7 protein-coding genes are annotated in these 13,231 nt (G+C 45.7%); 5 read left to right on the forward strand and 2 right to left on the reverse strand.

All coding sequences use genetic code 11. The features are described from left to right. Window positions 1-67: 67 nt before the first annotated feature. Window positions 68-2,350 (reverse strand): class 1a ribonucleoside-diphosphate reductase subunit alpha, encoded by a 2,283-nt coding sequence (gene nrdA, locus RH46_RS18350; RefSeq protein WP_006881020.1) that lies wholly within the window; start codon window positions 2,348-2,350, stop codon window positions 68-70. A 468-nt stretch (window positions 2,351-2,818) separates the two neighbouring features. Next, on the reverse strand, window positions 2,819-3,526 hold the full coding sequence (ubiG, locus tag RH46_RS18355; RefSeq protein ID WP_006881021.1) for a bifunctional 2-polyprenyl-6-hydroxyphenol methylase/3-demethylubiquinol 3-O-methyltransferase UbiG: 708 nt from the start codon (window positions 3,524-3,526) through the stop codon (window positions 2,819-2,821). Between the two features lie 285 nt (window positions 3,527-3,811). Between ubiG and gyrA the strand changes: the two genes are divergently transcribed. The 5 genes from gyrA (at window position 3,812) to RH46_RS18380 (ending at window position 13,077) form a co-directional block, all read left to right on the forward strand. Beyond that, window positions 3,812-6,442: a DNA topoisomerase (ATP-hydrolyzing) subunit A gene (gyrA, locus tag RH46_RS18360; RefSeq protein WP_006881022.1), complete on the forward strand. Its 2,631-nt coding sequence runs from the start codon at window positions 3,812-3,814 to the stop codon at window positions 6,440-6,442. Window positions 6,443-6,666: 224 nt separating this feature from the next. After that, on the forward strand, window positions 6,667-8,418 hold the full coding sequence (locus RH46_RS18365; RefSeq protein ID WP_006881023.1) for a putative bifunctional diguanylate cyclase/phosphodiesterase: 1,752 nt from the start codon (window positions 6,667-6,669) through the stop codon (window positions 8,416-8,418). A 198-nt stretch (window positions 8,419-8,616) separates the two neighbouring features. Continuing rightward, entirely contained in the window at window positions 8,617-10,500 is a 1,884-nt protein-coding gene (locus RH46_RS18370) for a methyl-accepting chemotaxis protein (protein WP_006881024.1), read from the forward strand. A gap of 151 nt (window positions 10,501-10,651) precedes the next feature. Next, complete coding sequence (locus RH46_RS18375; RefSeq protein ID WP_006881025.1) at window positions 10,652-12,190, forward strand: YjjI family glycine radical enzyme; 1,539 nt, start codon at window positions 10,652-10,654, stop codon at window positions 12,188-12,190. A gap of 17 nt (window positions 12,191-12,207) precedes the next feature. After that, a complete protein-coding gene (locus RH46_RS18380) occupies window positions 12,208-13,077 on the forward strand; it encodes a YjjW family glycine radical enzyme activase (RefSeq protein WP_040896196.1) in 870 nt (289 codons plus the stop codon). Window positions 13,078-13,231: the final 154 nt, after the last annotated feature.

The raw sequence follows: 13,231 nt of genomic DNA on the forward strand, positions 1-13,231 counted from the left end.
TTATGCCCCTCTTACATAGAGGGGCGAATAATTTGTTATGCCTTAACCACCTAATTGGGGCTAGGGATTAAATCTTACAACCGCCGCCTGCGCAATCGTCGTCTTGTGGTTGTACTGCGTCTTTCTGGTCGTCGCTCGCACCATCACGTGTGTTGTGGTAGTACAGCGTCTTAACGCCAAATTTGTATGCAGTTAGCAGATCCTGTAGCAGCTTCTTCATCGGTACCTTACCGCTTTCGAAGCGAGTAGGGTCGTAGTTAGTGTTCGCTGAGATCGCTTGGTCAACGAACTTCTGCATAATACCAACCAAGTGCAGGTAACCGTCGTTAGAACCGATGTTCCACAGTAGTTCATAGTTATCTTTGTACTCTGTGAACTCAGGAACAACCTGCTTCAGGATACCATCTTTAGACGCTTTCACTGATACGTAGCCGCGTGGTGGCTCAATACCGTTAGTTGCGTTAGAGATCTGAGAAGAAGTCTCTGAAGGCATTAGCGCAGTTAATGTTGAGTTACGCAGACCATGAGTCATGATCTCTTGACGCAGACCATCCCAGTCGTAGTGCAGTGGCTCATCACAAATTAGATCAACATCTTTCTTATAAGTGTCGATTGGCATTAGGCCTTTAGCGTAATTTGTTTCGTCGAACAGTGGACATTTACCCTGTTCTTTCGCCAGCTCTACAGACGCTTTTAGCAAGTAGTACTGAATCGCTTCGAATGTACGGTGAGTCAGACCGTTAGCACTGCCATCTGAGTACTTAACGCCGTTTTTCGCCAGGTAGTATGCGTAGTTGATAACACCTACACCCAGAGTACGACGGTTCATTGTTGACTTGTATGCCGCAGGAAGAGGGTAGTCTTGGTAATCCAGTAGTGCGTCAAGAGCACGAACAACAAGATTAGACAGCTCTTCGAAGTCATCGAGAGACTTGATTGAACCTAGGTTAAACGCAGACAGAGTACATAGAGCGATTTCGCCTGAATCATCTTCAACGTTTGTCAGAGGTTTAGTCGGCAGTGCGATTTCCAGACATAGGTTAGACTGGCGAACTGGCGCTACTTCAGAGTCAAACGGACTGTGAGTGTTACAGTGGTCAACGTTCTGAATGTAGATACGACCAGTAGAAGCACGCTCTTGCATCAAGATAGAGAACATCTCGATTGCTTTAACTGTCTCTTTCTTAATTGATGGATCATTTTCGTACTTAACGTATAGACGCTCAAATTCATCTTGGTTTTCGAAGAACGCGTCGTAAAGCCCAGGTACGTCTGAAGGTGAGAATAGAGTAATGTTGCCACCCTCAACCAGACGTTGATACATCAAGCGGTTAAGCTGTACACCGTAGTCCATATGACGAACACGGTTTTCTTCTACACCACGGTTGTTCTTCAGTACCATAAGAGCCTGAGATTCACCGTGCCATAGAGGGTAGAATACGGTTGCTGCACCACCACGTACGCCGCCCTGAGAACAACATTTCACAGCAGTCTGGAAATATTTGTAGAACGGGATACAACCAGTGTGGAACGCTTCGCCGCCGCGGATCTCTGAACCCAGAGCACGGATACGACCAGCGTTGATACCGATACCAGCACGTTGTGATACGTAACGAACGATAGAGCTCGCTGTCGCATTGATAGAGTCTAAGCTATCGCCACACTCGATCAGTACACATGAGCTGAACTGACGAGTAGGAGTACGTACACCAGACATAATTGGTGTAGGTAGAGAAATCTTGAATTTAGAAGTCGCATCGTAGAAACGCTTGATGTAATCAAGACGCGTCTCTTTCGGGTACTTAGCGAATAGACAAGCCGCAACCAGAATGTATAGGAACTGAGCACTTTCGTAGATCTCGCCTGATACACGGTTCTGAACAAAGTACTTACCTTCAAGCTGTTTAACTGCAGCGTAAGAGAAGTCCAAATCACGTTTGTGATCCAGATACTCATCTAGCTCATCCAGTTCCGCTTTGGTGTAGTCTTCCAGAATGTGTTGATCGTATTTACCCATATCAACAAGACGAGCTACGTGGTCGTAAAGTGCAGGCGGCTCGTACTGACCGTACGCTTTCTTACGCAGGTGGAATACGGCTAAGCGTGCAGCTAGATATTGGTAGTCAGGCGTCTCTTCTGAAATCAAGTCGGCAGCTGATTTGATGATGGTCTCATGAATATCAGTGGTCGTGATGCCGTCATAGAACTGAATGTGAGCGCGCAGTTCTACTTGAGATACAGAAACGTTATCCAGGCCTTCGGCAGCCCAGGTAATAACGCGATGGATCTTTTCGAGATCAATACTTTCTTTGCGTCCGTTACGCTTTGTAACGGTAAGTTGTTGGTTCATTCTGCTTCATTTCCCTAACAAAACTGATAAAAGCCGTATTATTGTGTAATTCTTGTAAAATTCGTTCCGGCTTTGTGATCAAAGTCTATCTATATATTGTAGTACAAACACAACATATAGGGGTGCACCAAGGTGCGGATTACAAGATAGTGCTATCCCCCTCGGTTTTCAAGTTACAGATCTTGGATGACTTGTGGATAACTAACAAAATTGAAAAAAACAGTAAGTGTCTACTAACCGATGAAGTTAGAGCTGGTAAGATTAGTTAAAAATACAGTTTCAGGATCGGTTTAGAAGTAACCATAAACAAAAAAAAATTCCTTGATCTTTAGTTATTTTTGAGTGCGATGAATGGATTGATTAAATTGGAATCAGATCGACAGAAATTGCTTACAAAAGCACTAAAAAAGGCGGTGAGCTTGTGCTACCGCCTTTAAAATAACCAGATATTTCGTTCGGTAAAAATTGTTAAAATTTTTGCGTATGAACGATGTAATTTACGTCAACATTGGTACCTAGCTTGTAGGTATCGGTCAGCGGGTTGTAGTGCAGGCCAGTGATCGCCATCTCAGTCAAATCGGTACGGTCGATCATTTTGATAAGCTCGGCAGGGCGAATGAACTTATCATGGTCATGAGTGCCCTCAGGAACAATCTTAAGCAGCTTCTCTGCACCGACAATCGCAAACAGATAAGATTTGAAATTGCGGTTGAGAGTTGAGAAGAAAACGTGACCACCAGGTTTAACCAGAGCCGCACAAGAACGAATGACCGACTGAGGGTCAGGAACATGTTCAAGCATCTCCATACAGGTCACCACATCGTACTTTCCTGCATTGTCGACAGCATGGTCTTCAATTGTGCTTTGGATGTAAGTCAGTTTAGTGCCCGTTTCAAGTGCATGCAGACGTGCGACTTCTAATGGCTCTTTACCCATATCCAGACCAGTTACTACGGCACCTTGTTTGGCCATGCTTTCAGCCAGAATGCCGCCGCCACAACCCACATCGAGTACTGTTTTACCAAATAGACCGTCAGCCTTATCGAGAACATAGTCCAGACGTAGTGGATTGATTTGGTGCAGAGGCTTAAATTCACCTTCCAAATCCCACCAGCGAGAGGCCATATCCTCAAACTTTTTAATTTCACTTGGGTCGACATTTTGTGATTGGGTCATAACAACTCTATATATTAACCAGCTTCCTTGAATTGGGGCATTATACCTTTTAAACGTTAACACTCCATATAGAGGGATCACTTTTATCGATTGTTGAACAAAATCTAACCACTAATCAGCAAGATATAAGATCAGTGTGCAAATTCTCGGCGTTTGATTCACAACCGACCTCACAACCTGATAAAAGGAGAGGGAAAGTAATGCCGAACCACTGAAATGTATGTTATATTTTTGCACCTTAAGCGTATTGTACATACGATCTATAAATAGAGGGATAATGGCTCTATGAGCGATCTAGCGAAAGAGATCACGCCCGTAAACATTGAAGATGAGCTTCGAGGTTCATACCTAGACTATGCGATGTCAGTTATCGTTGGTCGTGCTCTTCCAGATGTGCGTGATGGCCTAAAGCCTGTACACCGCCGCGTTTTGTTCGCGATGAATGTACTAGGTAACGATTGGAATAAACCATACAAAAAATCTGCCCGTGTTGTTGGCGACGTAATCGGTAAATATCACCCTCACGGTGATAGCGCTGTGTACGATACTATCGTACGTATGGCTCAGCCGTTTTCGCTTCGTTACATGCTAGTCGACGGTCAAGGTAACTTCGGTTCGATCGATGGTGACTCAGCGGCGGCAATGCGTTATACCGAAGTTCGCATGGCGAAAATCGCCCATGAACTTCTGGCTGATCTAGACAAAGAGACAGTGGACTACGTACCGAACTATGACGGTACTGAGCAAATTCCAGCTGTTCTACCTACAAAAATTCCTAACCTGCTGGTAAACGGTGCTTCTGGTATCGCGGTAGGTATGGCAACCAACATCCCACCACATAACCTTGGTGAAGTGATTGATGGCTGTCTTGCGTACATCAATAATGAAGAGATCACTATTGATGAACTGATGGACTACATTCCTGGTCCTGATTTCCCAACAGCAGCGCTAATCAGCGGTCGTAAAGGTATCGTAGATGCTTATAAGACTGGCCGCGGTAAAATTTACATGCGCTCGAAAGCGGAAATCGAAGCAGACAAGAATGGTAAAGAGACCATCATTGTTACTGAAATTCCGTATCAGGTGAACAAAGCTCGCTTGATCGAGAAGATTGCAGAGCTAGTTAAAGATAAGAAAGTAGAAGGCATCAGTGCACTGCGCGACGAGTCAGATAAAGACGGTATGCGTATTGTTATTGAATGTAAGCGTGACGCAGTAGGCGAAGTGGTTCTAAACAACCTTTACGCTCAAACTCAGCTGCAAACAACTTTCGGTATCAACATGGTTGCGCTGAACAATGGTCAGCCACAACTATTCAACCTGAAAGACATGTTGAAGTGTTTCGTTGATCACCGTCGTGAAGTTGTTACACGTCGTACTATCTACGAACTGCGTAAAGCGCGTGACCGTGCACACATCCTTGAAGGCCTGGCTCTTGCGCTAGCTAACATCGATGAAATCATTGAACTGATCCGTAACGCACCGACACCAGCAGAAGCAAAAGCTGGCCTGGTTGCTCGCGGTTGGGACCTGGGTAACGTTGCAGCAATGCTAGAACGTGCCGGTACTGACGCAGCTCGCCCAGACTGGCTGGAAGAGCAATACGGTATCCGTGACGGTCAGTACTTCCTGACTGAAACTCAAGCACAAGCAATTCTAGACCTACGTCTACATAAGCTTACTGGTCTTGAGCACGAGAAGATCCTTGATGAATACAAGGCACTTCTGGATGAAATCGCTGAATTAATGCACATCCTTGCAAGCACAGAGCGCTTGATGGAAGTGATTCGTGAAGAGCTAGAATCTGTTCGCGAAGCATTCGGTGATGCTCGTCGTACAGAAATTACTGCTGCTAGCCATGATATCGACATGGAAGAGCTAATCGCTCGTGAAGACGTAGTAGTAACGCTTTCTCACGAAGGCTACGTTAAGTACCAAATCCTAAGCGATTACGAAGCTCAGCGTCGTGGTGGTAAAGGTAAGAGTGCAACTAAGATGAAGGAAGAAGACTACATTGAGCGTCTTCTAGTGGCGAATACCCACGACAACATCCTATGTTTCTCTACTCGCGGTAAGACATACCGTCTGAAAGTTTACCAACTACCATTAGCGAGCCGTACTGCTCGTGGTAAGCCAATCATCAACATTCTTCCTCTAGAAGAAGGTGAGCGTATTACTGCGATCCTACCAGTATCTGAGTTCAGTCCTGAGAAGTTTATCTTCATGGCAACTGGTGATGGTACCGTTAAGAAGACTTCACTAGACCAATTCGCGAACGTTCGTTCAAACGGTCTGATTGCAGTTAACCTACGTGACGACGATTCGCTAATCGGTGTGGATATCACTGATGGTCAAAGCGACATCATGCTGTTCTCTAAAGCAGGTAAAGTTGTTCGCTTCAGCGAAGACAAAGTACGTGCTATGGGTCGTACAGCGGCAGGTGTTCGTGGTATGAAGCTGGCTGATGATGATCAGGTTGTATCGCTAATTGTTCCTTCTAACGAAGGCGACATCCTGACTGTGACTCAAAATGGTTACGGTAAGCGTACAGAACTAGCAGAGTACCCGACTAAAGGACGAGCGACACAGGGTGTAGTTTCGATCAAGGTTTCTGAGCGTAACGGCCCTGTGGTTGGTGCGGTTCAGGTTGAAGAAGGCGACGAGATGATGATGATCACCGACGCTGGTACCTTGGTTCGTACACGTGTTGCAGAAGTTAGCCAAGTCGGACGTAACACTCAGGGTGTAACTCTGATCCGTACTGCTGATGACGAAAACGTTGTTGGTCTGCAGCGTATCGATGAAGTTGAAGAAGTTGAGCTAGCTGAAGGCGAAGAGATTGCTGACGGCGAACAAGCGACAACTTCTGAAGCTCCAGAAGCATCAGAACAACAAGGTGATGACACAGAAGCGTAAGCTAAAGTGATTATCTAACATTTGAGAAATGCCAGACGAAAGTCTGGCATTTTTTTTATCTTTTTATTGAAGGTGATAAAGGTCAAAGGAAGAGCTTCAACTATGCTTTAGATTAGTGATATAGCCATTTAATGGTATTGTGTTCTGTATCTGGTTTGGGCATACTGCATGCCTATTAGTCAGTTTTAGGCTTATTTGCAGGCATATTTAGTAAGGAGGGTTGAGTGCGTTCTAAGCATTTCAATCGGGCAGTTCAGTTTGGTGTAGCAGGTTTTTACTTTCTCTCTGTTATCGTCATCTCAGTCACGCTTATCTCTGAACACAAGTCGGTGAATTGGCTGTACCTTACTTTTCCTATTGCTATGTTCACTGCTTTTTTGGCGACCAAGAGACGTATCAGGATAACAGCGGCTTTAGTGTCCCTGTTGGTGCTATTTGGAGGTTCGATTATGGAACCTTTGGAGCTAGATGCGATTGAAGAGAGCTTTATCGTCTTGCCTCTTTGCTACATTGTTCTGTTTCCTGGTTCACTTTGGCCCATCGCTGTAGGGTTAGGGCTCATTGCCAGCTACCTGATTGAACTGCCTACCGAGGAGTTTGATGAGTTCACCGAAGATGCGATTGAAGTTCTGTTTATTACCATCTTTGCTACAGTGATGACCCGCTATCAGCAGGAAGCGAAAAAACAGTCGGCGTTGTACAAGCGTGCGAGCTTAACCGACTACCTGACTTATTTGCCCAACCGTAAATCCTTCTTTAAAGAGATTAATGATCTTCAAGCCAGCGATGAGATGGATTATGCGGTTATTCAAGTGGGTTTGAACAACCTAAAAAAGGTCAATGATGACCTTGGCTACGGATATGGTGATGAACTGCTGCATCAATTCGCGCGTCACGTTAAGAGGCTCATAGGTCGCAAAGGTAAACTGTTTCGTTTAGGTGGCGATGAACTGATGGTGTTGATCTCATGTCCACAAGGCAATCTTGATGAAGTACACCAAACCATTGCCCGATTAGATGCCCATTACGATACGGTTTGCAAAATCCACAATACCTCGCACAGATTAAGATACATTGGTGGTTGTGCACTGTTAAGCGATGCCCAGAATAATCTCAAGTTGTGGGGCAAGAACGTCGATGCAGCCATCTCGCGAGCAAAGCAGAATGACGCAAACAGTGTGCAATGGTATGACGATCAGTTGATGGATGACACTATTCGCGCTCACCAAATTGAGATCGAACTTAAAGGGGCTATCGACAATAAGCAGCTGTTTCTGGTTTACCAGCCAAAAGTCGATATAGAGGCCAAGAAAATTATCGGTGCTGAAGCTTTGATTCGTTGGCAGCATCCCGATTTGGGTTTGGTGGTTCCCAATGATTTTATCAGTGTCGCGGAACGGACCGCACAAATCATCCCAATTGGTCGCTGGGTGTTTGAACAAGCGATAATTCAGGCTAAGTCCTGGCTCGATGCAGGTACAAGAGTTCCTATTTCGATTAACGTTTCAAGTGTCCAGTTTGCGCACGACGATATCTTCCCTTATATCACTGAGTTGTTGAACAAGCACAATGTCCCCGCGAACTGCCTGCAAATCGAAATTACCGAAACAGCGATGATGGATAAGCACTCTCAAGTCGCGCAAACCTGTAAGCAGTTGCAAGATCTTGGTATGACAATAGCAATTGATGATTTTGGCGTAGCTTATTCTTCGCTTAACTATTTAAAACGCCTACCGATCGATGTGATTAAAATCGATAAATCTTTTATCGACGACTGTGTTGAGGATGTCACAGACCATATGATAGTTCGTACCATTATTCAGATGGGGCAAAACCTGAGTAAAACGGTTATCGCTGAAGGGGTAGAGAATGAGGAACAACTAGAATTATTGCGTCGTGAGAAATGCCATCAGTTTCAGGGATACTTATTTTCCAAACCCATTTCTGCTGAACAATTTACTGAGTTACTTAGCTAGTTTAAGTGCTTCCCTTATGCGCTCTGGCACCGTACGTCGTGCCAACTTAACCTTGTCAATTTACCGTCATATGTTTACTAAAATTGACGCTATAACAATACGTTATCTTCGATCAATTTACTGCTTTTATTTCGTGCAAGCGTAGGATTTTGCCTATAAACTGCCGAGCCTGTCTGTTCCACAACTTGTATAGAAACTATGAAACTATCATTGAAGCAAAAACTCATTGGTGCGAGCCTGGTAGCCGTTGTGCTTATGGCCAGTGCACTGACTTGGCTATCTGCCGACAAACTGTCTGAGCAAACTCGCAATGGTGTTACCGCGCGAGCTGAAAGCTTAGCAACTGCAGCATCTGAAGGTATCTCCGACTGGATTTCTATCCGTAAAGATATCGCGACTGCGTTTAACGACTACAGCAAAGAAGCGGATGTTGTCCCTTTCTTGCAACAAGCACGTAAGGCGGGTGGCTTTGATGACATCTTCTTAGGCACTCCAGAAGGTGGCATGTACCGTTCTCACCCAGAGCGTAACCGAGCTGATTACGATCCGCGCACACGCCCTTGGTATATTGACGCAAACAATGCTGGTAAACAGATCATTACTACTGCGTACAAAGATGCGATTACTAATGCATTACTTGTCACCATCGCTGAACCTATTCGTGCTAACGGTGAGCTAGTCGGTGTGGTTGGTGCGGATGTACTGATTGACCAGTTAATCAATGACGTAATCAATCTGGATGCAGGTAAAAACGCTTACGCTATGTTGATCGATGCGCAAGATGGCACATTCCTGGCACACCCAGATAAATCATTTTCTCTAAAACCTGTAACCACTTTGTCTAAACAGCTCAATCTTCGTGCGATTGAGCATGCAGCGGACACTGGTTCAATCGAGATGATTGAGCGTAATGGTCAGGAGAAACTTTACTTCTTCACTAAGGTACCTGATACCCAATGGATTTTTGCAATTGAGATGGACCGCGCGACTGAAGAAGCAGCGCTTACTGAGCTACTACAAAGCCTGATTATTACGGCTGTCGTTATCACCCTTATTGTGATTGCACTTGTATCCTGGCTGGTTAATTTCCTGTTTAGTGACCTTGTTCGTGTATCTAAAGCGCTAGAAGAGATCGCATCAGGTGAAGGTGACCTGACTCAACGTCTTGAACCTCGTAGTGATGACGAAGTGGGTCAGTTGGCGACAAACTTCAACATCTTTGTTGGCAACATGCACGCAATGGTGTCTAAGCTAAGCCTGGTTTCAGCGTCACTTTCTGAGCAGTCTAAGCAAACTGCGGCACAAGCTGAAGAGCGTAGTGCACGAATTCGTCTGCAACAGGACGAGATCAACATGGTTGCAACGGCAATCAACGAAATGGCTGCGGCGACTCAGGAAATCGCTGGCAACGCAGACCACACTGCGCAGAACTCTAGCGAAGCGGTAACTGCGTGTATTCACGGTGGTGAGCAGGTAGTGCAAACTCAGGGCTCAATCCAGAACCTGGCAACAGAAGTGGGTGTTGCGACTGAAGTTATTCAGGAGCTTGAACTGCACGGCAATAGCATTAGCACTATTCTTTCTACCATTCAGGATATCGCTGAACAGACTAACCTGTTGGCGTTAAACGCAGCGATTGAAGCGGCGCGTGCGGGTGAACAGGGTCGTGGCTTTGCGGTTGTTGCTGATGAGGTTAGGGTATTGAGTCAACGTACTCATGCTTCAACCAAAGAGATTCAGCAGATGATCGAGACACTGCAGAACACGACAGGTAAAGCGGTAGGCATCATGGGCGATAGCCGTCAACTTGCTGATACCAGTGTGACTGATGCAGACTCGGCTGCGGTTAGCCTGACACAAATTCAGACTGCGGTAGAACGCATTAGTGACATGGCGACGCAAATTGCTTCTGCAGCAGAAGAGCAGGCGTCTGTGACATCGGAAATCACCCGTAATACGGTTGGCATTCGCGATGTATCAAACGAACTTGCGGATGAAGCACACGACGCAGCAGCTCAAGCGGCTCAACTGTCTGAGCTATCTAATGAGCTTGAGCAAGAGATTCAACGCTTTAAGCTGTAATTGAGCTAGACCAACGAATTAGCCCCGTGACGACGGGGCTTTTTTATACGTCATGAATTTCCAAAATGGAAAAAACAACTAAACCTTATTTCAATAGTGGATATTGACTTAACTGAGATAAAATCCTTAAAAACAATAAGGATTAACTAACATGTCAGATATCCATAATCAGTTCCAAACACGTATCTACAACATAGTCACAGATGCGACTCTGTCTCCTAAACAGAAAAACCAGTTTCTGGCGCTCGAAGCTGAAGCAAGCTTGCCTTATATGGACATCTCCCAGCAGGTAAAAGATGCCATGGAGCAGGGAGTGTTGTGTGACATGTTTGAAGGACATGCACCTTTTAAGCCTCGTTATGTGCTGCCCGATTACGCTAAGTTCCTTCAACAAGGTTCAGAGTACCTAGAGCTAGAACCGGCAACCGATTTTGATGACGCACTTAATTTGCTAACCATCATCTACCATCATGTTCCGTCGGTAACCAATATCCCGGTTTATCTTGGTCAGCTGGATGATGTACTGCTGCCGTATGTTGGTGATCTGGACCAACAACAGATTTATACCAAACTCAAGCGCTTCTGGATAATGCTAGACAGAACACTTCCAGATGCCTTTATGCACGTTAACATTGGCCCAAGCGATAACGTAATCTGTCGCACTATCTTGCAGGTTGACGCTGAACTAAAACAGATCGCGCCTAACCTGACCTTTATGTATGAGCCTGAAGTGACGCCAGATGATCTACTAAGACAGGCAACCAGCAACATTTGCGAATGCAGCAAGCCGCACATCGCTAACTACCCAATTCACGCCGCTTCATACGGCGACAAACAGTTTGGTATTGTGAGCTGCTACAACTCACTACCATTGGCTGGTGGCTCTAACACGCTAGTGCGAATGAACCTCAAAGAAGTAGCGGCTCGATCAGCTAATCGTGAAGAGTTCCTCAATCAGGTATTACCGCGCTATAGCCAACTGATGGTAGAACTGATGGATGCACGTAGCAGCCATCTACATGAAGAATCCAACTTCTTTAAAGGCTTCCTAACCACCGAAGGGCTAATCGACGAAGCTCGCTTTGCACCTATGTTTGGTATCTACGGCATGGCCGAAGCGGTCAATGCGCTACTTGAGAAAGAGGGGATAGAGGCTAAGTATGGACATGCTCCGGCGGCCAATGATCTCGCGGTTGAGATCTCTGCCAAGTTAGCTGAACTTGTCGACAACTTGCCGGTTAAATATGGCTTAGAAGGTAAGGCGCTATTGCATGCTCAAGGTGGTATCAGTCTTGACCACCAAGTAACGCCAGGGGTACGTATCCCATATGGTACCGAACCGGATCCGGTCAGCTACGTTCAGGCCACTGCGCGACAGCACCAATACTACACGTCTGGTATCAGTGACATTCTGACGATTGACGAAACCGTAAAGTCTAACCCAGAGGCGATGTTTAACCTGTGTAAAGGGGCGTTAAGTCTTGGCTATCGAGAGTTTACTGCCAACGTTGCATCGAATGATCTGGTGCGTGTCACTGGTTACATGATTAAGATATCGGACATTAATAAATTCGCGGAACATGGCTCGAGAAAAAACACCACCTTCCTCGGCGCGGAAGCCGCTAAAAACACAGGTATCCTTGATAGAGCGCCGCGTGTGGTGAGCATGGAAACAACGCCTACCTATTAACGAGTGTAAGAAACGGTATGGATGAGAAACGCGCACTTGTCAGTCGCATTCTGAATTTTTCCTGCGTAGATGGACCGGGCAATCGCCTGGTCATCTTTCTGCAAGGGTGTAACTTCAACTGCAAAAACTGCCATAACCCCCATACGATCAATCACTGCAACCATTGTGGAGATTGTGTATCGGGCTGTCCGACTCAGGCGCTCTCGATAGATGCGCATGACAAAGTGGTGTGGGATGAGTCTCTTTGTACTCATTGCGATCACTGTATTGATGTGTGTCCTCATAAGTCGAGCCCAAAGATTTTCAGTTACAGCGTCACCGATTTGATTGAGTTGATAAAGCAACAACGTTACTTCATCAGCGGCATTACGGTATCGGGAGGAGAGGCGACGCTCCAGCTGCCTTTCATTATTCAACTGTTCGAGCGAGTAAAATCTGATCCTGAACTGAGTCATCTAACCTGTTTTATTGATAGCAATGGTTATCTGCCTCAAACGGGTTGGCAACGTGTTGAACCATGGCTGGATGGTGTCATGGTAGACCTGAAAGCCTGGCAGCAAGAGACCCATCAGTGGTTAGTTGGCCGCTCAAATCATAAAGTAATTGCGTCGATTACCTATCTCGCCAGCATCGGGAAACTGCATGAACTGCGCTTGCTCCACATACCGGGCAAAAGCGATCTTGATAGCCAGCTAAATGATTTGGTCAGACTGATTAACACTCTGCCTGAAGACCTTGTTGTCCGTCTCAACGCTTTTCAGCATCATGGTGTGGTCGGTGAGGCTCTCCAGTGGGAGAAATGCTCTGAGTTGGAGATGACGCGCTTTCATCAATTACTTGCGGGTAAAATCAGTCAGCCAATTAAGCTGCCGACGGTTTATACCTAATCATCAATTTTCGCGCATTTATGCTACTTGGTACACTTGTTGCTTCTGGGCAACTTCTTGCTTGAGTTGAGCAAGATCTTGCTCGAATCGAGCAAAAAGTTGCTCGCCCTGTATATCATTAAACGCTTAAATTACTGAAATGTATGGATTTTCA

The sequence above is a fragment of the Vibrio brasiliensis LMG 20546 genome, assembly GCF_000189255.1.
Classification (GTDB): Bacteria; Pseudomonadota; Gammaproteobacteria; order Enterobacterales; family Vibrionaceae; genus Vibrio; species Vibrio brasiliensis.